Source organism: Mesorhizobium sp. M1406, assembly GCF_040317555.1.
Lineage (GTDB): Bacteria > Pseudomonadota > Alphaproteobacteria > Rhizobiales > Rhizobiaceae > Mesorhizobium.
The window spans coordinates 127,497-151,190 of the sequence record NZ_JAMYKW010000002.1 but is presented as its reverse complement, the minus strand read 5'-3'; the positions used below and the strand labels follow the sequence as shown (position 1 = coordinate 151,190).

General features: G+C 62.4%; 25 protein-coding genes. 15 read left to right on the top strand and 10 right to left on the bottom strand.

The features are described from left to right. Positions 1-50: 50 nt before the first annotated feature. From NKH03_RS03235 to NKH03_RS03210, 6 genes are all read left to right on the top strand, one after another. On the top strand, positions 51-971 hold the full coding sequence (locus tag NKH03_RS03235; protein WP_352967090.1) for a cytochrome c oxidase subunit II: 921 nt from the start codon (positions 51-53) through the stop codon (positions 969-971). A gap of 21 nt (positions 972-992) precedes the next feature. Beyond that, on the top strand, positions 993-2,762 hold the full coding sequence (gene ctaD / locus NKH03_RS03230; protein ID WP_352883817.1) for a cytochrome c oxidase subunit I: 1,770 nt from the start codon (positions 993-995) through the stop codon (positions 2,760-2,762). Then, positions 2,759-3,463 carry a cytochrome c oxidase subunit 3 gene (locus NKH03_RS03225; RefSeq protein WP_352967089.1) on the top strand — a complete coding sequence of 235 codons (705 nt, stop codon included), beginning with the start codon at positions 2,759-2,761 and terminating at the stop codon, positions 3,461-3,463. The genes ctaD and NKH03_RS03225 overlap by 4 nt, the downstream gene beginning before the upstream one ends. Before the next feature lie 13 nt (positions 3,464-3,476). Beyond that, positions 3,477-4,196, top strand: a complete 720-nt coding sequence (locus NKH03_RS03220; RefSeq protein ID WP_352967087.1) for a heme-copper oxidase subunit III family protein — start codon at positions 3,477-3,479, stop codon at positions 4,194-4,196. A gap of 9 nt (positions 4,197-4,205) precedes the next feature. Beyond that, a complete protein-coding gene (locus NKH03_RS03215; RefSeq protein ID WP_352871316.1) occupies positions 4,206-4,601 on the top strand; it encodes a cytochrome C oxidase subunit IV family protein in 396 nt (131 codons plus the stop codon). A 148-nt stretch (positions 4,602-4,749) separates the two neighbouring features. Beyond that, positions 4,750-5,223, top strand: a complete 474-nt coding sequence (locus NKH03_RS03210; RefSeq protein WP_352967085.1) for an aminoacyl-tRNA deacylase — start codon at positions 4,750-4,752, stop codon at positions 5,221-5,223. Between the two features lie 56 nt (positions 5,224-5,279). Here NKH03_RS03210 and NKH03_RS03205 read toward each other — a convergent pair whose 3' ends face one another. The 3 genes from NKH03_RS03205 to NKH03_RS03195 form a co-directional block, all read right to left on the bottom strand. Then, entirely contained in the window at positions 5,280-6,092 is an 813-nt protein-coding gene (locus NKH03_RS03205) for a DUF2189 domain-containing protein (protein ID WP_352967084.1), read from the bottom strand. A 429-nt stretch (positions 6,093-6,521) separates the two neighbouring features. Continuing rightward, a complete protein-coding gene (locus tag NKH03_RS03200) occupies positions 6,522-7,457 on the bottom strand; it encodes a heme o synthase (RefSeq protein ID WP_352967082.1) in 936 nt (311 codons plus the stop codon). Between the two features lie 81 nt (positions 7,458-7,538). Beyond that, positions 7,539-7,919 (bottom strand): c-type cytochrome, encoded by a 381-nt coding sequence (locus NKH03_RS03195; RefSeq protein WP_352867668.1) that lies wholly within the window; start codon positions 7,917-7,919, stop codon positions 7,539-7,541. 517 nt (positions 7,920-8,436) lie between these two features. Between NKH03_RS03195 and NKH03_RS03190 the strand changes: the two genes are divergently transcribed. After that, positions 8,437-8,643 carry a hypothetical protein gene (locus NKH03_RS03190; RefSeq protein WP_352967081.1) on the top strand — a complete coding sequence of 69 codons (207 nt, stop codon included), beginning with the start codon at positions 8,437-8,439 and terminating at the stop codon, positions 8,641-8,643. Positions 8,644-8,828: 185 nt separating this feature from the next. After that, a complete protein-coding gene (locus NKH03_RS03185) occupies positions 8,829-9,260 on the top strand; it encodes a cupin domain-containing protein (RefSeq protein ID WP_352967206.1) in 432 nt (143 codons plus the stop codon). Between the two features lie 83 nt (positions 9,261-9,343). Here the strand turns inward: NKH03_RS03185 and NKH03_RS03180 are convergent, their stop codons facing one another. After that, positions 9,344-9,799 (bottom strand): carboxymuconolactone decarboxylase family protein, encoded by a 456-nt coding sequence (locus NKH03_RS03180; RefSeq protein ID WP_352967079.1) that lies wholly within the window; start codon positions 9,797-9,799, stop codon positions 9,344-9,346. A gap of 273 nt (positions 9,800-10,072) precedes the next feature. Between NKH03_RS03180 and NKH03_RS03175 the strand changes: the two genes are divergently transcribed. Further along, the gene (locus NKH03_RS03175; protein ID WP_352967078.1) at positions 10,073-10,831 is read left to right on the top strand and encodes a copper homeostasis protein CutC; all 759 of its coding nucleotides are present in this window, start codon (positions 10,073-10,075) and stop codon (positions 10,829-10,831) included. Further along, positions 10,828-11,325 (top strand): GNAT family N-acetyltransferase, encoded by a 498-nt coding sequence (locus tag NKH03_RS03170; protein ID WP_352967077.1) that lies wholly within the window; start codon positions 10,828-10,830, stop codon positions 11,323-11,325. The genes NKH03_RS03175 and NKH03_RS03170 overlap by 4 nt, the downstream gene beginning before the upstream one ends. A gap of 42 nt (positions 11,326-11,367) precedes the next feature. Here NKH03_RS03170 and NKH03_RS03165 read toward each other — a convergent pair whose 3' ends face one another. The 4 genes from NKH03_RS03165 to NKH03_RS03150 form a co-directional block, all read right to left on the bottom strand. Then, positions 11,368-12,390, bottom strand: coding sequence for an acyltransferase family protein (locus NKH03_RS03165; protein WP_352967076.1), 1,023 nt, complete (start codon positions 12,388-12,390; stop codon positions 11,368-11,370). Between the two features lie 303 nt (positions 12,391-12,693). Further along, positions 12,694-13,491: an FAD binding domain-containing protein gene (locus NKH03_RS03160; protein ID WP_352967075.1), complete on the bottom strand. Its 798-nt coding sequence runs from the start codon at positions 13,489-13,491 to the stop codon at positions 12,694-12,696. Between the two features lie 116 nt (positions 13,492-13,607). After that, on the bottom strand, positions 13,608-15,956 hold the full coding sequence (locus NKH03_RS03155) for a xanthine dehydrogenase family protein molybdopterin-binding subunit (protein ID WP_352876875.1): 2,349 nt from the start codon (positions 15,954-15,956) through the stop codon (positions 13,608-13,610). A gap of 106 nt (positions 15,957-16,062) precedes the next feature. After that, positions 16,063-16,563, bottom strand: coding sequence for a (2Fe-2S)-binding protein (locus NKH03_RS03150; RefSeq protein WP_352867644.1), 501 nt, complete (start codon positions 16,561-16,563; stop codon positions 16,063-16,065). Between the two features lie 197 nt (positions 16,564-16,760). On the opposite strand from NKH03_RS03150, the gene NKH03_RS03145 reads away from it, so the two are divergent. After that, positions 16,761-18,011 carry an FIST N-terminal domain-containing protein gene (locus NKH03_RS03145; protein ID WP_352967074.1) on the top strand — a complete coding sequence of 417 codons (1,251 nt, stop codon included), beginning with the start codon at positions 16,761-16,763 and terminating at the stop codon, positions 18,009-18,011. Between the two features lie 14 nt (positions 18,012-18,025). After that, positions 18,026-19,366 (top strand): hybrid sensor histidine kinase/response regulator, encoded by a 1,341-nt coding sequence (locus NKH03_RS03140; RefSeq protein WP_352867638.1) that lies wholly within the window; start codon positions 18,026-18,028, stop codon positions 19,364-19,366. A gap of 35 nt (positions 19,367-19,401) precedes the next feature. On the opposite strand, the gene NKH03_RS03135 is transcribed toward NKH03_RS03140, so the two are convergent. Continuing rightward, the gene (locus NKH03_RS03135) at positions 19,402-20,085 is read right to left on the bottom strand and encodes a response regulator (protein WP_352867636.1); all 684 of its coding nucleotides are present in this window, start codon (positions 20,083-20,085) and stop codon (positions 19,402-19,404) included. 173 nt (positions 20,086-20,258) lie between these two features. Between NKH03_RS03135 and NKH03_RS03130 the strand changes: the two genes are divergently transcribed. The 3 genes from NKH03_RS03130 (at position 20,259) to NKH03_RS03120 (ending at position 22,770) form a co-directional block, all read left to right on the top strand. Then, positions 20,259-20,954: a fumarylacetoacetate hydrolase family protein gene (locus tag NKH03_RS03130; RefSeq protein ID WP_352967073.1), complete on the top strand. Its 696-nt coding sequence runs from the start codon at positions 20,259-20,261 to the stop codon at positions 20,952-20,954. Between the two features lie 4 nt (positions 20,955-20,958). Next, positions 20,959-21,609, top strand: a complete 651-nt coding sequence (gene maiA / locus NKH03_RS03125; RefSeq protein ID WP_352867631.1) for a maleylacetoacetate isomerase — start codon at positions 20,959-20,961, stop codon at positions 21,607-21,609. Positions 21,610-21,729: 120 nt separating this feature from the next. Then, entirely contained in the window at positions 21,730-22,770 is a 1,041-nt protein-coding gene (locus tag NKH03_RS03120; RefSeq protein ID WP_352967072.1) for a zinc-dependent alcohol dehydrogenase family protein, read from the top strand. Positions 22,771-22,800: 30 nt separating this feature from the next. Here the strand turns inward: NKH03_RS03120 and NKH03_RS03115 are convergent, their stop codons facing one another. Further along, entirely contained in the window at positions 22,801-23,664 is an 864-nt protein-coding gene (locus tag NKH03_RS03115) for a DMT family transporter (RefSeq protein WP_352967071.1), read from the bottom strand. Positions 23,665-23,694: the final 30 nt, after the last annotated feature.

Sequence of the window (23,694 nt, the reverse complement as noted above, 5' to 3'; positions counted from 1 at the left end):
ATTCGCCGGGACCAGCTTCGCGTCCTCCAGAATGCCGGGAGGGACGGGACATGGCCGTAGCGCTTGTACTCGTTTTGGTCGTTGTGGGCTCGGTGATGTTTCACCTGCTGAGTCCGTGGTGGTGGACGCCGATTGCCTCGAACTGGGGCTATATCGACAACACCATCATCATCACCTTCTGGATTACCGGCGTCGTCTTCGCCGCCGTGGTTTTATTCATGGCCTATTGCGTCTTCCGCTTCCGTCATCGGGAAGGGAACCGGGCTGCCTACGAGCCGGAGAACAAGCGGCTCGAATCGTGGCTGACGATCGTCACCGCGGTCGGGGTCACGGCGTTGCTGGTTCCCGGCCTGTTCGTCTGGAGCCGCTTCGTCAACGTCCCGAGCGACGCAACAGAGGTCGAAGTCGTCGGCCAGCAGTGGCAATGGAGTTTCCGTCTGCCCGGCAAGGACGGCAAGCTTGGCACATCCGACACCCGCGAGGTCACCGCCGACAATCCGTTGGGCGTGATCGCCAGCGATCCCAATGGTCAGGACGATATCGTGGTCGAAGCGGCTGATCTGCATCTGCCGGTCGGCAAACCGGTCAAGATGCTGCTCCGCTCGATCGATGTGCTGCATGATTTCTATGTGCCGGAATTCCGCGCCAAGATGGACATGATCCCGGGCTCGGTCACCTATTTCTGGTTCACCCCGACCAAGACCGGAACCTTTCAGGTCCTGTGCGCCGAACTTTGCGGCCAAGGGCATCCTTTGATGCATGGTGTGGTCATGGTCGACACGCAGCAAGACTATGTGGCCTGGCTCGGCCAGCAGCAGACTTTCGCGCAATTGTCGGTACCCCAGCAAACGGGCGCGGCAGACAACGCGCCGGGGAAGACGGTGGCGCCGGGGAAAACGATGGCGCCGGACAAGACGATAGCGCCAGGTTTGAAAATTGCGGCAAAGCTCGAAACGGTCGAGTCTCGCTGAAAAGGACACGGAGGTCTTCCTATGGTCGACATCACGCCCGCGGATGGCATCCCCCCGGCCGAAGTCGCGGAAATGGAGCTTTACCATCCGCACAGCTGGTGGACGAAATACGTCTTCTCGCAGGATGCCAAGGTCATCGCCATCCAGTATTCGGCGACGGCAACCGGAATCGGCCTGGTCGCCCTGGTGCTATCCTGGCTGATGCGGCTGCAACTCGGCTTCCCCGGCACGTTCGACTTCATCACCCCTGAAGCCTACTACCAGTTCATCACCATGCACGGCATGATCATGGTGATCTACCTGCTCACCGCGCTCTTCCTCGGCGGCTTCGGCAACTATCTGATCCCATTGATGGTCGGCGCGCGCGACATGGTCTTTCCCTATGTCAATATGCTGAGCTACTGGATCTACCTGCTCGCCGTGCTGGTCCTGGTGTCGAGCTTCTTTGCACCCGGCGGACCGACAGGTGCCGGCTGGACGCTCTACCCGCCACAAGCCATCATGAGCGGCACGCCAGGCGGCCAGGACTGGGGCATCATCCTGATGCTCTCCTCGCTGATCCTGTTCATCATCGGGTTCACGATGGGCGGCCTGAACTATGTGGTGACTGTGCTGCAGGGTCGCACGCGCGGCATGACTATGATGCGCCTGCCGCTGACCGTCTGGGGCATCTTCACGGCGACCGTCATGGCGTTGCTCGCCTTTCCGGCGCTGTTCGTCGCCTGCGTGATGATGCTGCTTGACCGCGTCCTCGGCACCAGCTTCTTCATGCCGGCGATCTCCGAACTGGGCGAGCAACTGCAGCACAATGGCGGCAGCCCGATCCTGTTCCAGCACCTGTTCTGGTTCTTCGGCCATCCCGAGGTCTACATTGTGGCCTTGCCGGCCTTCGGCATCGTCTCCGACCTGATCAGCACCCATGCACGCAAGAACATCTTCGGTTATCGGATGATGGTTTGGGCCATCGTCGGCATTGGCGCGCTGAGCTTCGTGGTCTGGGCGCACCACATGTATGTCAGCGGCATGCACCCCTATTTCGGCTTCTTCTTCGCCACCACGACGCTGATCATCGCCATTCCGACCGCCATCAAGGTCTACAATTGGGTGCTGACCCTGTGGCGTGGCGACATCCATCTCACCATACCCATGCTCTTTGCCCTGGCCTTCATCGTCACCTTTGTCAACGGTGGGCTGACCGGGTTGTTTCTGGGCAATGTGGTCGTCGATGTTCCGCTGTCCGACACGATGTTCGTCGTCGCCCACTTCCATATGGTCATGGGCGTCGCCCCGATCCTCGTGGTTTTTGGCGCGATCTATCATTGGTACCCGAAGGTCACCGGCCGGATGCTCAACGAAATGCTGGGCCGGTTCCATTTCTGGGTCACCTTCCTCGGCGCCTACCTGATTTTCTTCCCCATGCACTACCTCGGCCTGATGGGCGTGCCGCGGCGCTATGCTGAACTGACCGACATGACGGTCATGACGGAGTCAGCCCACCACCTGAACTCGTTCATCAGCGTCATGGCGTTTATCGTCGGCTTTGCCCAGTTGGTGTTCCTGTTCAATCTGATCTGGAGCATCCGCCATGGCCGCGAAGCCGGCGGCAATCCGTGGCGGGCCACGACCCTCGAATGGCAGACGCCGCAAACACCGCCGGCCCACGGCAATTTCGGCAAGGACCTGCCGATCGTCTATCGCTGGGCCTATGATTACAGCGTACCGGGCGCCAAGGAGGATTTCATCCCGCAGAACATACCGGGCTCCTTCGGCCCCTCGAGGGAGCCGGCATGAGCGTCATCCTCGTCTTCCTGCTCGTCATCGCCGGCTTTGCCGGATGGTGGCTTTCGCACCAGAAGCTGATGACCAAGCCGTGGCTCGAACAAGGTCTGGCCAGTGATTTTATCGGCCTCGACCGGTCGGCGCTGCCCACCGCCAAGATCGGCCTCGGTGTCTTCCTCGCCGTCGTCGGCTGCCTGTTCGCGCTCTTCACCAGCGCTTATTTCATGCGGATGGCGGTGTCGGACTGGCAGCCGCTGCCGCTGCCGCGGCTGCTCTGGCTCAATACCGGCGTGCTGGTCCTGAGCAGCATAGCCCTGCAATGCGCCGTCGTCGCCGCGCGCAGGGGCCAGATCGACATGGTCAGGCTCGGCCTCGCCACGGCCGCGCTCACGGCGCTTGCCTTCCTGATCGGACAGCTCATGGCATGGCGGCAGCTGACCGACGACGGCTATTTTCTGACCTCCAATCCGGCCAACAGCTTCTTCTATCTGATCACCGGCATGCATGGCCTGCACATATTGGGCGGGCTGGTGGGCCTCGGCAGAACGACCGCCAGCGCCTGGAATGGAGCGCGGCCGGAGCGGCTTCGCCTCGGCGTCGAACTGTGCGCCATGTACTGGCATTTCCTGCTCTTCGTCTGGCTCGCCATCTTCGCCCTGCTGGCGGGTTGGGCCGCGACGTTCATCGATATTTGCCGACAATTGCTGACCTAAGGGGATCAAGCGGATGGCAGAGACAGTCACGCATATCAGCCAGACGGAGCCAAGGCCCGCGGGCTGGCAAGGCATCGCCGCCGACTGGTCCTCGGATCAGCGGGCGTTCAAGAACGTGTCCTGGGGCAAGGCCATGATGTGGATATTCCTGCTCAGCGACACCTTCATCTTCGGCTGCTTCCTGCTCTCCTACATGACCGCGCGCATTTCGACACGCGTGCCATGGCCCAATCCGAGCGAGGTCTTCGCGCTTCGCATCGGCGGCTCGGATATCCCGCTGATCCTTATTGCCATCATGACCTTCGTGCTGATCTCAAGCAGCGGAACGATGGCCATGGCGGTCAATTTCGGCTATCGCCGCGACCGCCGCAAGACGGCAGTCCTCATGCTTCTGACCGCGGCGCTCGGCGCGACCTTTGTCGGCATGCAAGCCTTCGAATGGACCAAGCTGATCACGGAAGGGGTGCGACCCTGGGGCAACCCCTGGGGCGCAGCACAATTCGGTTCGTCTTTCTTCATGATCACCGGTTTCCACGGCACCCATGTGACGATCGGGGTGATCTTCCTGATCATCGTGGCGCGCAAGGTTTGGCGCGGAGATTTCGACACCGGGCGACGCGGATTCTTCACCAGCCGCACTGGCCGCTACGAGAACGTCGAGATCATGGGGCTGTACTGGCACTTCGTCGATCTGGTCTGGGTGTTCATCTTCGCATTCTTCTATCTTTGGTGAGAGGCAGACATGGCTGAAGCAACCGCAAACGGCCTCGGGCAACACGCACTTCACGCTGCGCATGAAGCGCCGGCGGCCGTCGCCCATGCCGACGCGCATCAGGAACATCCGATCAAGCTCTATCTGGTGGTCTGGGCATGGCTGTTCATCCTCAGCACGTGCTCCTACCTGGTCGATTATTTCGGCCTCCATGGCTATCTCAGATGGTCGCTGATCCTGATCTTCATGATCCTCAAGGCAGGGCTGATCGTCGCCGTCTTCATGCACATGGCCTGGGAACGGCTGGCGCTGACCTATGCGATCATCCTGCCGCCGATACTGGTGCTGGTGTTCGTGACGATGATGGTCCTCGAAGCGGATTATACGCTTTTCACCCGGCTGACGTTTTTCGGGTCCGGGCCCTGACACGCAAACCGGATTTGCCCGGGGCATTTCCGGTCTGGACCCACGCATGCGGCGTGCGTCCAGTTCGGTGCCGACGCCTTGAAACAATCGGCAGCTGGTCCATTTTTATCAGAGCATGATCCGGCGAACTCCGGCAAGGGAGGCCAAGATGACGATCGCAAACAGACTGAAGGACTTCATCGACAGCAAGGGAATTTCCTACGACACCGTCGCTCATCATCGCACTTCGACAAGCCGGCAGGCGGCAATAGCCGCGCATGTGCCCGGCAGCATCATGGCGAAATCCGTGGTCGTTCACCACGAACTTGGCTATGCAGTGGCCGTGGTTCCGAGCACCCACAGGATCGAGCTCGGCACATTGCAAGACGTCATGGACAAACGTCTCGGACTCGCCTCCGAAGACGAGATGGTTTCGCTCTTCGGCGATTGCGACACTGGCGCCATCCCGCCGATCGGCGCGGCCTACAATGTGCCGGTGATCGTCGATGAAAGCCTTGGCGACGCCACCGACGTCTACTTCGAAGGCGGGGACCATAAAACGCTGGTGCATGTCAGCGGCAAAGATTTCCGCAACCTGACCATGGGCGCATACCAGGCCCGCTTCAGCCATCCGGCTTACTGACGGCTTCGATCAAACCCGCAACGGCGCCCTCGCCGGTGCGGTGAGGCGGAACTTCCTCAACTCGCCGATCCGGCGGGCGGCTCCACCACCTTGCGGTAGACATGCCAGGTGGCGTGACCGAGGATCGGCAACACGACGGCCAGCCCGGCGAACACCGGCAGCGAGCCGATGATCAGGGCGACGGCGACAATCAGCCCCCAGACAGCCATGGTGATTGGGTTCGCCAGCACCGCGCGCACCGAGGTGTGGATGGCTTCGTAGGCGCCGACGTCGCGGTCGAGCAACAATGGGAAAGCGACGACCGTTGTGCACAAGACGACCGCAGCGAAGACGAAGCCGATGGCGTGCCCTAGGATGATCAGCGTCCAGCCGCGTTCGGTGGCGAATATTTCGTTGATGAAGCCGGATATCGATGCCGGCGGCGCCGGGCCGAAGAGATACTGGTAAAATAGTTGGGCGGTCAAAAGCCATGTGATGAAGATTGCAAACAGCATGATCCCGACCGCCGCGATGGCCGGCAGCGCCGGAGAATTCCTGACCTCGAAAGCGTGCCTCCAGGAGGTGTCGAGTCTGGCTTCCCGTCTGCGGCTGATTTCATAGAGACCTATCGCCGCGAAAGGGCCAATCAGCGCAAAACCGGAGACCAGCGGAAACAACAGCGGCAATGCATTGGCGCCCGACGTCCAGACGGCGAGCACGACTCCCACGAGCGGATAGATGAGGCAGAGAAAGACGATGTGCGACGGTTTGACCATGAAATCGTCGACGCCACGCTTGAGCGCGTCGAAAAGGTCGGAAATACCGATTTTTCGAATTTTGGTATGCTCCAGCGTCTCGCTGGCGCCTGCTATCACATGAAAGCTTGCCATGACCGTTCCTCCAGAGCGGGTCCGGTAAGGTCGCGGTTTCACGGTGCTGCCGTTCTGCATGAATGGCCACGCAAAACCGCGACCTGCACCGCAATCAACATACTCTTTTGCCAGGGACTTGTCGCCCTTTGTCGGGAGATCTCCGCCGGCTAGCTCTGGTGGTCCTTTTTCGATATTCTCACGCGGCGCCACGCGTCCTTTTTGGGCGCGCAAAGGACGCTGTGCCCGCGCTGACCGGTCAAAGGTGAAGCCATGGACGGAAGGACGCTTCTCATACTCGGCCTTGGCATAGTCGCCCTGCTGATCCTGGGATTCTGTGCAATACCATCGTGATCGCGGAGCCGCTCCTGGCGTGCAATGTCTTCAATACACAATTATCGACCAGTCCCTCTCGGCTCGTCAGGTAATCCAAGAACAGCGGTCACGCCGTCAACCTCCGACTGGCATGAACGCCCGCATTGCGATGGTGTCGGCAAGCAGCATGGCAAAGATCGCGAAAAGATAGAAAATCGAGAAGGCGAACAGCGCCTTGGCAGTCTTCATCTCCGCGCCTGGAGCGATCAGGACCTTCCAGGCGTGCCAGATGAAACCTGCGCCCAATGCCGCGGAAACAAGTCCATAAAACACGCTCGTGAATCCGAACGCCCACGGCAGCATGCCGATTGGCGCCAAGAGCAGCGAATAGGCGAGTATCTGTTTTCTGGTCGACGCCTGGCCGGCCACGTTCGGCATCATCGGGATGCCGGCAGTTGCGTAGTCGCCGACCTTGAACAGCGCGAGCGCCCAGAAATGCGGCGGCGTCCACAGAAAGATGATCAGGAACAGGATGACGCTTTCGATGCCGATCCCGCCAGTGGCGGCCGCCCAGCCAATGACAGGAGGAAGGGCACCCGCCGCGCCGCCGATGACGATATTCTGCGGCGTCGATCGCTTCAGCCACATCGTATAGATGACGACGTAGAAGAAGATGGTGAAGGCCAGCAGCGATGCGGCAAGCCAGCCCACCAGCACGCCGAGCGTGATGACCGAAAGCGCCGAAAGCACCAGGCCGAAGCCGAGAGCTTCACCCGGCGTGACGCGGCCCGACGGAACCGGCCGCTTTGATGTGCGCGACATCAGCGCGTCAATGTCCGCGTCGTACCACATGTTGAGGGCCCCGGCCGCTCCTGCTCCGATCGCGATCGCACCGATCGCAATCAAGGCAATGACCGGATTCATCACGCCAGGCGCCGCCATCAGGCCAACGAAAGCCGTAAATACGGCAAGCGCCATGACCCGCGGCTTCAAAAGCGCGAAGAAATCACCCGCCGTCGCTTCCGAGAGGCGGATGCCGGTCTCCTTGAGGCGGCTTTCCCTAGTCGACATTTCAGACCGATGGAAGCAGGCAACCTAATGCAAGTCGCTCAAAAGTGGCCCGGTTTTTAGACGCATTGCGGAGGAGCCAGGTCACTGGGAGAACGTTTTCAGATAGGCAATGACGTTGGCCACGTCCGCATCGTTCTTGAGGCCGGGAAACGCCATCTTGGTCCCTTTGACCATGGCCTTGGGGTCGTGAAGATAGGTCGTCAGTGTTGGCTCGTCCCATTTGACGCCGGATTTGCCGGCCGCAATCATGGCATCGGAATATTTGAAATCCGGATGCGTACCGGCGGTCCGGCCGATGACGCCGTGCAGCGATGGACCGATCTTGTTCTTATCCTCGTCCGCGATGTGGCAGACCTTGCATTTGGTGAAGACCTTCTCGCCAGCCGCAGCGTCCTGAGCCTGCGATGGATTGGCGACGAAGGTTGCAACAGACATGACGGCGAAAAACGCGACCAAGCGCATGACTTTTTCCTCCCTTATCGTCAAATGTGCCTGAGATGATCCGCGCATGCCGGTGCCGACAGAAATGCGCCTTTCACGGCAGGACGGATTGTCCGCTTCTCCCATATGGATTGCGACACCTATCTACCACAGAATCTGGCCGGCCGGTAGAAGAGGCCTCGGGCTGATCCAGCGCATCGTCAATGATGTCGCGACGCCGGGCGGCCGCGTTTTCGCCGGAGCAGGCATATGGCCTTGCCTCGGCTTCGGCGATCTCGTTAGGATTTCTTGTCTCCGTTTGGATTGGGTACCGGTGCCTCTCGCACGTCTCGCGGTGGCGGATCGACATGTTCAAGTTCTGACGGTGCTTCTTTGTCGCGACGATAGACAGGTACCTTCTTCGGTTCGTGCCTCGGTGGCGGTTCCTTGATCGTGTTGGACATGATCCAGTTAATCGGATCGCCGGTCTCTTGTTCCGTTAGGGAGCCAAAAAACTGGAAGCCAGAGGAACCGGGGGCGTTGAAGAGCGTTCTGTCGCATGCTGAAGAAAATCGCCCTCGCCGCCGTGCTGGTCCAGGTTGCCATCTTTTCGGCTCTCACAACCCAAACGGTCCTTTTCGCGTCCACGGCCAACCAAGCTGCCGACGCGCGGCCGGGCGACCCTGTCTCGGTCACCGGGGGGAGAATGCGCCAAGGCGACGTGGCCAAATATTCCCGATCCCAATATTCCCGATCATTGCCTTGAGCGGATTGAGGCGAGGAAACTCATCACGACGACCTTAATGATCGCCGGGCAACAATAGCCGGCCGTTGCAGGGTGGATCGATCTTGCAAAGCCCGCGGGACGCGAGCCGCCAGTTCTTCGCCCGAGGCCACGCCTTGCGTACGGCCGACCACCGCGCGATGCTGTCGCCGAGGCTGGAGCGAGTCATGCGAAAAATTCTGGTGCCGATGCTGCTGCTCTCAGCGGCCTTTTCCGTAAACCCGGCTTGGGCGCTGGACAGCAGCGGTACGCCCGTCGTCGTGACGCCCCTGGCGTCACCCACGACGACCGCGTCCGGCCAGCCGATCACGCTGCCGCGGAAAAACGTGCAGGTGTTGGTGTCGACCTATGACATCGCGCCGGGCGCGAACTTGCCAGTCCACCGACACCCCTTCCCGCGCTACGCCTATGTCCAGGCCGGCACGCTGAAGGTGACCAATGTCGAGACCGGCAACAGCAACACATACAAGACGGGCGATTTCATCATCGAAATGATCGGCCAGTGGCATCAGGCCACCAATATCGGTGATATCGAGGTCAAGCTGCTGGTGATCGATCAGGTCGAGGAAGGCGCCAAGAATACGGAATTGCGCCGGTAGCGGCCAGGTCCGCGCCCAGCGGCCGGGAGGCGGGGAGCCATGCGCCGCGCATTGCCGCACCGTCGTGCGCCCCTCCCCGGCGCTTAACCCCAGGCGCCGACCATCTGCCGGGTCGTGGCGTTGAGCCGGTTGAAGGCGTTGATGAGCGCGATCTGGATGACCAGCGCGGCAAGCGCCTTTTCATCATAGTGCCGGGCGGCCTCGTCCCAGACATCGTCCGGCACCGCGTCCGGCCGGTCGGCGAGCCGTGTGCCGGCCTCGGTCAGCGCCAGGGCAGCGCGTTCGGCGTCGGTGAAGTAAGGCGTTTCCCGCCATGCCGCCAGGGCAAAGATGCGCTCATCCTTTTCGCCGGCCTTCTTCAATTCACGCGCGTGCATGTCGACGCAGACGGCGCAATTGTTGATCTGGCTGGCGCGCAGATGGATGAGCTTGCGCGTCACGTAGGGCAATTCGGCCACCTCCGTCGACTTGTCCAGCGCCAGCAGCGCCTGCACGGAGCCGGGAATGAGCACCACCGGGTTCTTGATCCTTGCTTGCATGGTCTTTCTCCTTTGAAGCGTTTCGTCAGGGCGTCTTTTGCCGCCCCGGATGCCATGCGTCCGGGTTTGCGAGTTTGAAACGATTGTCCGCCGCGCCGCGCTGCTCACGCCAATCAATAACCATTCGGCTATGGATTAACCAATAACTCAATGGTTATGAGACTGTCAAGCGGGGAAATGCCGCCTGGCCCAAATGGCGGCGCGCTGTTCGCGCTTTCGCACCAACCGGCCCGATGCTAGGGCTGACAGCGACATCATGGATAGGATCGCCCCTTGACCAGAGAAAATCGCCTGCCGCTGATCGAAATCTGTGTTGAAGGCATTGACGGCCTGCTGGCAGCGCAGGCTGCCGGCGCCGACCGGGTCGAACTGTGCGCCAGCCTCATTGAAGGCGGCATCACGCCGAGCCTTGGCACGGTGCGCGCCGCCCTCGACCAGGCAAGCGTGCCGTTTCACGTCATGGTGCGGCCGCGCGGCGGCGATTTTCTCTACAGCGACACCGAATACGCCTCGATGCTGGCCGATGTCTCGGCACTGCGCGAACTCGGCGTGCCCGGCGTGGTGTTAGGCTGCCTGAACGCCGACGGCACCATTGACGAGGCGCGCATGAGCGAACTGACGCAGGCCGCCGGCTCCTTGAACGTCACCTGCCACCGCGCCTTCGATATGACGCGCGATCCGGCAGAAGCGCTGGAAGCGCTGATCCGCAGCAAGGTCGGCCGCGTGCTGACCAGCGGCCAGCGCGACACGGCAGTCGAAGGCGCTTCACTCCTGGCGGATCTGGTGCGGCAGGCAGGCGATCGCATCGTCATCCTCGGCTGCGGCGGGCTCGATCTCGGTAACATCGCCGACGTGCGCGGCAAAACCGGCCTGTCCGAAATGCATTTCGCCGCCCTCAAGGATGTGCCGAGCGCCATGGCCTATCGCAATCCCCATGTCGGCATGGGCGGCTCCGATCTTGACCGCGAATACCGCAACACGCTGACCGATATACCGCTGGCGGCGGCGACCATCGCGGCAGCAAAGGCATGAGCGCGACCCCCGCCCCGATCAGCCGCGTCTCGGCCGAAGACGAAGCGGTGATCCTGGCGCTCAACAACGAGCACGCCGCCGAATTGTCATGGCTGGAGCCAGAACGGCTATCCTTCCTTCTCGGCGAAGCATTTTACGCGCGCCGCATTGGGGACCTCGAAGCCTTCATCATGACCTTCGACCAGGCCGCTGGTTACGACAGCCCGAATTTCTTGTGGTTTCGCGAGCGCTACGAGCGCTTCGTCTATGTCGACCGTGTGGTCGTGGCGGCGAAGGCGCGCGGCCGCGGCCATGCCCGCCGGCTCTATCAGGACCTGTTCGGCCATGTTGAGCGCGCCGGCCACGCGCTGGTCACCTGCGAGGTCAACACCGACCCGCCCAATCCCGCCTCGGATGCCTTCCACGCCGCGCTCGGCTTCGTCGAGGTCGGCGACGCCGTCATCCACGGCGGCAAGAAAGCGGTGCGCTATTACGTCAGATCGTTGCACGCATAGAGGGCGAGCGCGCCGCAAGACGGCCTGAACGGCCCTATTGCCTCACCAGTTGCGGTTGAGCCATTCGCGCGCCGGGCGCTCGATGACGTAGTAGCTGCAGAGCGCGCAGGCGAAGACGCCGGCCAGCATCGGAATCGGCGCATTGCCTTGTTCATGGACGAATCTGTAGAACGGCTGCTGCCACAGATAGAGCGAGTACGCCCACAGCCCTAGCGTTGCCATCGGCCAGGACGACAGCAATCCGGAAAAATATCGGGGGCTGAAATCGAGCACATTGACGGCCAGGGCCAGCAGCGGCACTGCGAAGAGATAATGGATCGGCGTCGGCACCGGATCGAGGAACAGCAGAATGGCGCAGATCGATGCCGCCAGCGCCACATGCTTGCCCCTCAAGACCGCCGGCAGCCTGCCATCGGCCTTGAGCAGGCAGATCGAAGCCGACAGCAGGATCGATGCGATGTGCACATCGGTGCGCCAGTACGTGGTTTCGTAATCCATCCCGAAGACCCAGTACGAAACCGCGCCGTTGGCCATGGCAAGCAAGGCCAGCGCCAGGAGCAGTACGACGACGCGAGAGCGACGCGAGACGATGACGCTGATCAGCGCCAGCATGATATAGGCGTGCTCTTCGATGCAAAGCGACCAGATATGGTCGAGCGCGCCAGCCCGCGTAACCAGAGTGCCGGCATAATTATACGTGAATGTCAGCGCCGTCAGCGCCGCCTTCCATTTGAAGGCAACGAAGGTGCTGGAGAGCGCAATCATCGCGATGATCACGAAAACCAGAAGCGCCGGATAGATGCGGGAGAACCGGCGTTTGAAGAATTTCTTCAGTGGATAGCGTTCGATGAACAGTATCTCGCCCATCAACCGGCCACTGAGCACGAAGAAGAATTCGACGCCCAGCACCCCGAGATTGATGCCGGGGACGGGGAAAAAATGGCCGATCAGGACCAAGGCGATCGACAGGCCGCGCCAGCCGTCGAGATAGGCCAATCTAGTTCTGGCCGGTCTGTCGGCGGCGGACCGGTACGGAACGACATACGTCGCGGAGGTGTCGGTCATACCGATCCTTTCGCATTGGCATGCGAAAGGGCACGGCAGTACACCCCGAACCCGGCTCGCATTCCCGCCCAGTCCATATTGCAGCGCGAGATAAATTTGTGCAAGTGCGAGATTGCCGCCTGTCGGTAGCACACGATATGTCCAGTTTAGGCAGCACACGATATGTCCGGTAAGTCTGGACCTTTTAAACGGGGTCTGGATGCGCCGGTCGTCCACCAGCAGTCGGCGGATGCGGGTCGCCACACACAGAAAAGGGACCGCATTGGCCGCATTGGCCCCTTTCATTACGCCTGAGTGCTAGCGTCAGGCGTTGGCGGCAACCACCGCGCGCTTGGCCATCACCGCGATCAGATTGGCGCGATAGTCGGCCGAGGCGTGAATGTCGGTCATCAGATTCTTCGCCGGCACTTTCACGCCATCGAGCGCCGAGGCCGCGAAATTCTTGGCCAGCGCGGCCTCGATCTCCTTCGAGCGGAAGACGCCGTCGTCGCCGGCGCCGGTGACGGCAACGCTGACGCCATCCTTGCCCTTGGCAACGAACACGCCAACGATGGCGTAGCGCGATGCCGGATTGCGGAATTTTTCATAGGCCGCCTTGGCCGGCGCGGTGAAGGTAACGGCGGTGACGATTTCGCCATCCTTCAACGACGTCTCGAACAGACCCTTGAAGAACTTGTCCGCCGCGATCTGGCGCTTGTTGGTGACGATGGTGGCACCCAACGCCAGCAGCGCCGCCGGATAATCGGCCGCCGGATCGTTGTTGGCGATCGAGCCGCCGATCGTTCCCTTGTGGCGCACCGCCGGATCGCCGATCAGCGAAGCCAGATGGGCAAGCGCCGGACAGGCCTTTTTCAACTTCTCGTCACTGGCAACGGCGTGATGCGTGGTGGCAGCGCCGATGGTCACTGTCTTGCCCGACACCTTGACACCCTGCAGCTCCTTGATCCGCGACAGGTCGACTAGGTCTGAAGGCGCGGCGAGCCGCGTCTTCATCGCCGGGATCAGCGTCATACCGCCCGAAAGCAGCTTGGCGTCGCCCGTCTTGATCAGCTTGGCGGCATCGGTGACCGAGGCGGCACGGTGATAGTTGACTGAGTACATTTGTCTTTCTCCCTTGGGTGAAAGAGCGAATAGGGAGTAGCGAATAGCGAATAGGATCTGTTCCGTCGCACCGCCGTCTCTGCCCTATTCGCTACTCCCTATTCGCTATTCGCTTTTCAATGTTTCGTCGCGCGGATCGCTGCCCACACGGTGGACGGCGTTGCCGGCATGGCGAGTTCGTTGCTGCCGATGGCGTCGGTGATGGCATTGATCACCGCCGGCGGCGAGCCGATGGCGCCGGCCTCGCCGCAGCCTTTGATGCCGAGCGGATTGCCCGGGCACGGCGTGTTCGAGGTCGAGACCTTGAATGACGGCAGGTCGCCGGCGCGCGGCATGGTGTAGTCCATGTAACTCGCGGTCAGCAGCTGGCCGCTATTGTCATAGTGGGCGCCTTCCAGCAGCGCCTGGCCGATGCCTTGCGCCAGTCCGCCATGCACCTGGCCCTCGACGATCATCGGATTGATGATATTGCCGAAATCGTCGGCGGCGACGAACTGGACGATCTCGGTCATGCCGGTCTCCGGGTCGACCTCGACCTCGCAGATGTAGCAGCCGGCCGGGAAGGTGAAATTCGACGGATCGTAAAAAGCCGTCTCCTTCAGCCCGGGCTCCATGCCGCCCGGCAGATTGTGGGCTGTGTAGGCGGCGAGCGCCATCTGGAACCACGGCACGTTCTTGTCGGTGCCGGCGACTTTCAGCGCGCCGTTCTCGATGACGATATCGCCCTCGTCGGCCTCGAGCAGATGCGCCGCGATCTTCTTGGCCTTGGCCTCGACCTTGTCGAGCGCCTTGACGATCGCCGACATGCCGACCGCGCCTGAGCGCGAGCCATAGGTGCCCATGCCCATCTGCACCTTGTCGGTGTCGCCATGCACGATCGAGACGGAATCGAGCGGCACGCCGAAGCGCTCGTTGACCAATTGCGCGAAGGTCGTCTCATGACCCTGGCCGTGACTGTGCGAGCCGGTCAGCACCTCGATTGTGCCGACGGCATTGACGCGCACCTCGGCACTTTCCCAAAGGCCGACACCGGCGCCCAGCGAACCGACCGCCGCCGACGGCGCGATGCCGCAGGCCTCGATGTAGCAGCTCATGCCGATGCCGCGCAGCAGGCCTTTCTTGGCGGCGGCGGCCTTGCGCTTGGCAAAGCCGGCATAGTCCGACGCCTTCATCGCCGCGTCGAGCGAAGCCGCGTAGTCGCCGGCGTCATAGCACATGATGACCGGCGTCTGGTGCGGGAACGAGGTGACGAAGTTCTTGCGCCGCAACTCGGCCGGCGAGACGCCGAACTGGCGCGCGGCAGTCTCCATCATGCGTTCCATGACGAAGGTCGCTTCCGGCCGCCCTGCCCCGCGATAGGCATCGACGGGCGCGGTGTTGGTGTAGATCGCCTTCACATTGGCGTGGATGGCCGGGATGTTGTACTGGCCCGACAGCAGCGTCGCGTAGAGATAGGTCGGCGTCGCCGACGAAAACAGCGACATGTAGGCGCCAAGATTGGCTTGGGTTTCGACCTTGAGGCCGAGGATCCTGTGGTCCCTGTCGAAAGCCATTTCGGCATGGGTGTGATGGTCGCGGCCATGCGCGTCGGTCAGAAAACTCTCGGTCCGGTCGGCCACCCATTTGACCGGCACGCCGGTCTTCTTCGAGGCCCACAGGCAGACGATCTCTTCGGGATAGATATAGATTTTCGAACCGAAACCGCCGCCGACATCGGGTGCAATCACGCGCAGCTTGTTTTCCGGCGCGACGTTGTAGAAGGCGCTCATCACCAGCCGCGCCACATGCGGGTTCTGCGAGGTCGTCCAGCAGGTGTAGTGGTCCTCGGCCTTGTCGTAATGGCCAAGGGCCGCGCGCGGCTCCATGGCGTTGGGCACCAGCCGGTTGTTGATGATGTCCATCTTCACCACATGGGCTGCCTTCTCGAAGGCCGCCGCCGTGTCGTCGGCATTGCCGATGTCCCAGTCGAAGATCAGATTGTTGTCGGCCTCGGGGTGGATCTGCGGCGCGCCCTTGTCCATCGCCCTGGAGGCATCGACGACGGCCTTCAGCTCCTTGTAGGTGATCTCGACCGCCTCGGCGGCGTCACGCGCCTGCCCCTTGGTCTCGGCGACGACGATAACGACGGCATCGCCGACATAACGGACCCTGTCGAAAGCCAGTGGCGACCACGCCCCCATCTTCATCGGCGAGCCATCCTTGGAATGGATCATCCAGCCGCAGATGAGGTTGCCGATGCCGTCGGCCTTGAGTTCCTTGCCGGTCAGCACGCCGATAACGCCGGGCATGCCTTGAGCCTTCTTGACGTCGATCTTCTTGATCTGCGCATGCGCGTGAGGGCTGCGCACGAAGGCGGCGTGCTTCATGCCGGGAACCACCATATCGTCGACATAACGGCCGGCGCCGGTGATGAATCGTTTGTCTTCCTTGCGCGCGACCCGAGCGCCTACACCTTCAATGCCCATCAGAAATTCCTCCCGGTGAATAGTGAATGGTGAATTGGTGAATGGTCGAAATGGAGGAGGAGCCCGCGGCCACTCTACTCACTATTCACCATCCACTATTCACCCCTTAGGCAGCCTGTTTCGCCTTGCCTTTCGACGCCTTGGACATCGTCTTCGATGCGGCGAGGATCGCCTTGACGATGTTGTGGTAGCCTGTGCAGCGGCAGATGTTGCCTTCGAGCTCGGCGCGCACCGTCGCCTCGTCGAGGCCTTCGGGGTGGCGGCTGATCATGTCGGTCGCCGTCATGATCATGCCCGGCGTGCAGAAACCGCACTGCAGCCCGTGATGTTCCTTGAAGGCGGCTTGCACCGGATGCAGGTCGGCGCCATTGGCCAGGCCTTCGATCGTCACCACGGTCGAGCCGGAGGCCTGCACGGCGAGCATCGTACAGGATTTGACCGCCTTGCCGTCGACATGGACGACGCAGGCGCCGCATTGCGAGGTATCGCAACCGACATGCGTGCCGGTAAGGCCGAGATTTTCCCGCAGGAAGTGAACCAGAAGCGTTCGGTCCTCGGCAGCACCGCTGACCCGCTTTCCGTTCACCATCAACGAAATGTCCGACATGGTCCCTCCCTGGGTATCAACCTTGGTCATCACGTTGCCGACGCGGTGTTGGCACGTCGGCCACGCGTTATTCGTACACCGCACAACGCACAAAAAACAGCAGGTCGCAAACGCCGCACATTGTACTTTCGGTCATGGCCGCGCCCAGACGTGCAGTCCCGGCTGCCCCATTGCCAAAATACCGATTGAAGGCAACAATGTTGGTCGACGCCCGCGCGCCAGAAGCATGTAAAACAGCCGCGCACAAAAACGCGTCGGAGGAAACGCGGAGGACATCGCTGGCCAATTCACGGACGCGCTATGCATGCGGCCTGTCGGCGCTCACCACGGACGAGCCCGACATGGAGGCGTTCGCCAGGGCGATCGCGCTGGAAGCAGCCGCTATCGACGCGGGCTTTGCCCTGCTGTTCTTTTCCCAGAGCCTGGTCGAGGCCGGCGCTCTTTCCCAGGCGCTCATGACCCACGCGCCGGCGCTCCACCACGCCGGCTGCTCGACCGCCGGCGAGATCACGCCGCAAGGCCTCGAGGACGGTCATGTGCTCGCCATGCTGCTTCCATCCGCCGTGTTCACCGCCGTCAGCGTGATGGTCGACAATCTGTCGTCGTCTGGCATGGACAGGATCACCAGCGAGGTCGAGACCTTGCGGCGGTCGCTGCGCGCGCGCCTGGGTTGCGACCGCACTCAAGGCACATTCGCGCTCTGCTTCATCGACGGGCTTTCCTATGCCGAGGAAGCGGTGAGTTCGGCCATCCATTGGGGCCTCGACGACATACCGCTGCTCGGCGGCTCGGCCGGCGATGATTTGAAGTTCGAGACGACGCGCCTGATCTCCAACGGCAAGGTCACCTCCGACAGCGCCATCATCGTGCTGATATCAACCGAAATTCCGTTCCATGTCTTCAAGACCGACAATTTCGTTCCCACCGACGAAAAGCTGGTGGTGACGGCGTCCGATCCAGATCACCGTATCGTGCGCGAGTTCAACGCCACCAATGCGGCGGAGGAATATGCCGCTTCCATCGGCATCGTCGCGCGGTCGCTGACGCCGCTGAGCTTTGCTTCGCATCCGGTGGTGGTGAAGGTCGGCGGCGAATATTACTGCCGGTCGATCCAGAAGATGCATCCTGACGGCTCGTTGTCGTTCTTCTGCGCCATAGACGATGGCGTCGTGCTGTCGATCGCCCAACCCAAGGATATGGTCGAAGCGACGCGCGCCGCACTGCGCGGTGTCGAGGAGAGGCTTGGCGGCATCGACATGATCCTCGGCTTCGACTGCGTGCTGCGCCGGCTGGATGCGCGCAACCGGCAGGTGTTTCGCGACATCTCGGAACTCTACCGGGCCAACAATGTCATCGGCTTCAGCACCTATGGCGAACAGTACCGGTCGATGCACCTGAACCAGACTTTTACCGGCATCGCCTTTGGCGAGCGCCAGGCAGCGGAATAAGGCGGCGAAATAGGATGCCGCTCAGGGACATAAACGATCTTGAAAAGCTGAAGAAGATCAACGCGGCCCTGGTCAGCCGCGTTGAGCGGTCGATGGACCAGCAAGGCAACGCCTTCTCGCTGTTCCAGACCGCGATTTCGCTGGAAAACCGAGTGCGCACGCGCACCGAGGAACTGCACTCAACCTTGCGCCGGTTGGAACAATCCAACATCGACCTCAGCGCCGCCAAGGAAAACGCCGAACTGGCGAACCTGTCCAAGACCCGCTTCCTCGCCGCCGCCAGCCACGACGTCCTGCAGCCGCTGAACGCGGCCCACCTCTCGGTTTCGGCGCTCGCCGAAGTACAGACCAGCGACGAGGGCAAAAAGCTGGTGCGGCAGGTCGAGCGCTCGCTGGAGACGATGGAAGACCTGCTGCGCACCCTGCTCGACATCTCCAAGCTCGACGCCGGCGTGGTTCAGCCCAACATAAGCGACGTCAGTCTGGAGGCGCTGTTTTCGTCACTGCGCTCGGATTTCCAGCCGGTGGCGGAGCTGAAGGGCCTGTCGCTGAAATTCCGGCCGGTCAACGCCGTGGTCCGTTCCGACCGCACGCTGCTGCGCCGCATCCTGCAGAACATCCTTTCCAACGCGCTGGGCTACACCCGCTCGGGCGGCGTGCTGGTCGGCACCAGGCATCGCGGCGACACGATCCGCATCGACGTCGCCGACACCGGCTGCGGCATTCCCGACGACCAGCGCGAGGCGGTGTTCGAGGAATTCCACCGCGGCACCTCGCCGGCCAATGCCGAACTGGACGGCGGCGGTCTCGGGCTCGGACTTGCCATCGTGCGCCGCATGGCCAGCGCGCTCGGTCATCCCGTGACATTCTCATCGAAGGTCGGCCGCGGCACGATCTTCCACATCGATGTTCCCGTCGGCATCGGCGCTCCGGCCGACGCCATCGCCAGCCTTGCCGACATGGAACGGCCGCGCGGCTATGGCCTGTTCGGCACCAAGGTGCTGCTGGTCGAGAACGATGTCGAGGTGCTGCAGGCCATGACCTTCCTGCTCGAACGCTGGCAATGCCTGGTGCGGGCCGCGACCTCGACCGACGATGCACTTGACATGCTCGGCGACACCGACTGGGTGCCAGACATCGTCATTGCCGACCAGCACCTCGACGGCGGCGATCTCGGCACCGCCACCATCGCCGAAGTCCGCCACTATCTCGGCCGCGCCGTGCCGGCGCTGATCGTCACCGCCGACAGTTCCGAGGCCGTCGCCAAGGCCGCCCGCGCCGGCGGCATCGAACTGATGCGCAAGCCGCTGAAACCGGCACAATTAAGGGCGCTGCTGGCGCATTTGCTGGCTTAAGGGCCATACCCTCCTCACAAGGAGGAGAGTAAGCTTCAAAACCCCGCCTGATCCCGAAACAGCTCCGCATTGTCCAGCTTCGACACCTCGATCACCGCCTGCGTGCGGCTATAGACATTGAGCTTGCGCAGGATCTCCGAGACATGCGCTTTCACGGTGGTCTCTCCCACCTGCAGCTCGTAGGCGATCTGCTTGTTGAGCAGGCCCTGGCGCAGCATCTGCAGTACGCGCAGCTGTTGCGGCGTCAGCGTCGACAGGCGCTGCACCATGTCGGCGCGGTCGACGCTTTCGGCGTCGGGCGTGCGGCCTTCATAGCTTTCGGGCACATAGACCGCGCCCTCCATCACCGAGCGGATGGCGGCGGCCAGGTCGCTCTTGCGCGCCGATTTCGGAATGAAACCCGCGGCACCATAGGACAGCGCCTCGGAAATGATCTTCGGCTCCTCATGGCCCGAGACGATCACCACCGGCAGGCGCGGATAGCGCGTCCTGAGCTGCAGCAGCCCGTCGAAGCCGTGCACGTCCGGCATGCTGAGGTCGAGCAGCGCAAGGTCGAACGGCTTGGCGTCGGCCAGAAGATCGAGCGCCTCGGTGATCGAACGCGCCTCCACCGTGTCGACCTCCGGATAGGCCATCTGCACCGCGCTGTGCAGCGCCTCGCGAAACAGCGGGTGGTCGTCGATGATCAAGAACCGGGCGCGATCGTGGGTTGCGGTCATAGGGGTTCGTTTCAGTTCAAGGGCGATTAGAATAACCCCGCCACCATGGCCAGATTATTGCCAAATAGTATATCGCCATCTCCAGCGGAAAGTGCCGCCGGCACTTTCTCGACCAAATCGCCTTGCCCGGGCGCCCAAATCGGTCGAATGTTAGCCGCCAAGCAGAGACTTCCATGACAGACTTCGTCCTTCCCTCGCCCGCGATCGCATCGGTGGCCGTTGCAGGCTCCCCTGAGCGCTTTGCGGTGCGCCGCATCTTCTGCGTCGGCCGCAACTACGCCGCGCATGCCCGCGAACTCGGCAATGACGAGCGCGATCCGCCCTTCTTCTTCACCAAGCCGGCCGACGCGGTGGTCGATTCCGGCGCCACAATCCCCTACCCGCCGCTGACAGCCAATCTGCACCACGAGATCGAACTGGTCGCCGCGATCGGCAAGCCGGGTTTCCGCATCGCTCGTAGCCAAGCCCTGGATCATGTCTGGGGCTATGGCGTCGGCATCGACCTCACCCGCCGCGATCTGCAGGACGAGGCCAAGAAGGCCGCCCGTCCGTGGGACTGGTCGAAGGCCTTCGACCGCTCTGCCCCTTGCGGCCCGCTGGTCCCCGCACAAAAATCCGGACACCCGCAAAAGGGCCGCATCTGGCTCGCCGTCAACGCTCAGGTCAGGCAGGATGCCGACCTCGCCGAGCTGATCTGGCCGATATCGGATATCGTGTCGATCTGCAGCGAGGCGGTGGAACTGGAGCCCGGCGACCTGATCTTCACCGGCACGCCGGCCGGCGTCGGCGCGGTTCGTGCCGGCGACACGATCACTGGCGGCGTCGACGGCATCGGCACGATCGAAGTAACCATCGGCCAACCGAAGTGAGCGCATGAGCGAACTCATCCTGCACAATTACTATCGCTCCTCCACCTCCTACCGGGTGCGGATCGCGCTGGAGATGAAGGGGCTGAGCTACGACTACGTCCCGCATCATCTGCGCCATGGCGAGCATCTGGAACCGGCCTATCTCGCGGTCAATCCGCAAGGTCTGGTGCCGGCGCTGATCCTCGGCGACGGCAGGCTGCTGACGCAATCGCTGGCGATCATCGAATTCCTCGACGAGACCAGGCCCGAACCACCGCTGCTGCCAAGGGATGCGGCTGGCCGGGCACGCGTGAGGATGCTGGCGCAGATGATCGCCTGCGACATCCACCCGGTGAACAATCTGCGCGTGCTGACCTCGCTGCGCACGCTGTTCGGCGCCGGCGACGAGGACATCACCAACTGGTTCCGCCACTGGGTGAACGAGGGCTTTCAGCCGCTTGAGAAGATCCTGGTGTCGTCACCCGAGACGGGTACATTCTGCCATGGCGATACGCCGGGCCTGGCCGACATCTGCCTGGCCGCGCAGGTCACCAGCAACGCCCGGTTCGGGGTCGATCTGACGAATTACCCGACGATCGCGCGCATCAACGCCGCCTGCATGGCGCTGCCGGCCTTCCAGAAAGCCGCACCGCAGAACCAGATCGATGCCGAGTAGACTTCGTCCGCCCACGCATAGCGTCGGCGCCGGAACAGCAGCTCTGGCGGAATCGATTTCCGCTTGACCGGACAGGGAATCGGCTATCGTTTCCTGCAACGCAGCAGGGTGGAGTGACCGATGAGAGCCGTCGTCTTCGAGAAATTCGGCGAAGCGCCGACCATCCAGACCGTTCCCGATCCGAAGCCGGCAGCCGATGGCGTCGTCATCAAGGTCGAGGCGACAGGCCTGTGCCGCAGTGACTGGCATGGCTGGATGGGTCATGATGACGGCATTACGCTGCCGCACGTGCCGGGCCACGAACTGGCCGGAATCGTGGTCGCCGCCGGCAAGCAGGTTACCCGCTGGAAAGCCGGCGAGCGCGTCACCGTGCCGTTCGCCGTCGGCTGCGGCCGCTGCTTCGAGTGCAATTCGGGCAACCATCAGGTCTGCGAACACCAGACGCAACCTGGCTTCACCGGCTGGGGCTCGTTCGCCGAATATGTCGCCATCGAGCACGCCGACACCAATCTCGTGCGCTTGCCCGACGAGATGGAATTCGCCACCGCCGCCAGCCTCGGCTGCCGGTTCGTCACCTCGTTTCGCGCCATTGTCGATCAGGGCCGGGTGACACCGGGCGAATGGGTGGCGGTGCATGGCTGCGGCGGTGTCGGCCTGTCGGCGATTATGATCGCCAGCGCCATGGGCGCCAATGTCATCGCCATCGATCTCACCGACGAGAAGCTCAATTTCGCCAAAAAGATCGGCGCCGTCGCCACCATCAATGCGTCGAAGACGCCGAATGTGGTCAAGGTGGTCAAGCAGATCACCAATGGCGGCGCGCACATGTCGATGGATGCGCTCGGCCACCCCACCACCTCCTTCAACTCGATCTCCAATCTGCGCCGGCGCGGCCGCCATGTGCAGGTTGGCCTGATGCTGGGCGAGCATGCCCGGCCGCAGGTACCGATGGATAAGGTGATCGCCTTCGAACTCGAGATCCTCGGCAGCCACGGCATGCAGGCCTACCGCTACCAGGCGATGATGGACATGATCCGCAACGGCAAGCTCAAGCCCGAGCTGCTGGTCGGCAAGAAGATGAGCCTCGACGAGGCGCCCGCGGCCTTGATGGCGATGGGCGGCTTCGAGGGCATCGGCATCGGGGTTGTGACGAAGTTTTAGTCGGCAACGGTACGGTCGCCGGAGTCCGCTCTACCTCGCGAATTTCTTCGCGCCGAACACGCATAGCACCACGCCGAACGTGACTACAATCATCAGCGGGCTGACCTGCTCGTGCAGCAGCGTCGCCGCCAGGGCGAGGCCGAAGAAGGGCTGCAGCAGCTGCAGTTGCCCCACGGCGGCGATGCCGCCTTGCGCCAGGCCGCGATACCAGAAGACGAAGCCGATCAGCATGCTGAACAGCGAGACATAGGCAAGACCGATCCAGGCGCTGGAGCCGACGCCGGCAAAGGACGGCGGCTGCGTCGCAAAAGTCAGCACCAGCATGATCGGCAGCGACAGCACGAGCGCCCAGCAGATCACTTGCCAGCCGCCGAGCCTGCGGGACAGCGCGGCACCCTCGGCGTAGCCCAGACCGCAGGCGACGATGGCGGCGATCATCAGACCGTCGCCGACCGGCGAGGCGGTCACCCCCTGCGTCAGGGCAAAACCCGCGACCAGAGCGCTGCCCACGCATGAAAACAGCCAGAATGCCGGGCGCGGACGGTCGCCACCGCGCAGCACGCCGAAGATCGCGGTCGCCAGCGGCAGCAAGCCGACGAAGATGATGGAATGGGCCGTGGTGACGTGCTTCAGCGCCAGGGCGGTCAGCATGGGAAAACCAACGACGACGCCGAGCGCGACGATCACCAGCGACGGCAGGTCGCCGCGCTCTGGACGTTTCTGCCGGAACAGGAGCAGCAGCGCGAGGCCAAGCAGTCCGGCAATCGCCGCTCGGGCCGACGTCAGGAATGTCGGATCGAAATCCTTCACCGCCACGCGCGTCGCCGGCAGCGAACCGCTGAAGATCAACACGCCGATGAATCCGTTCATCCAGCCGCCCGCGGTCTTGTCCATCCTATGCTCCGTTTGTCGGCTCTGTATCGT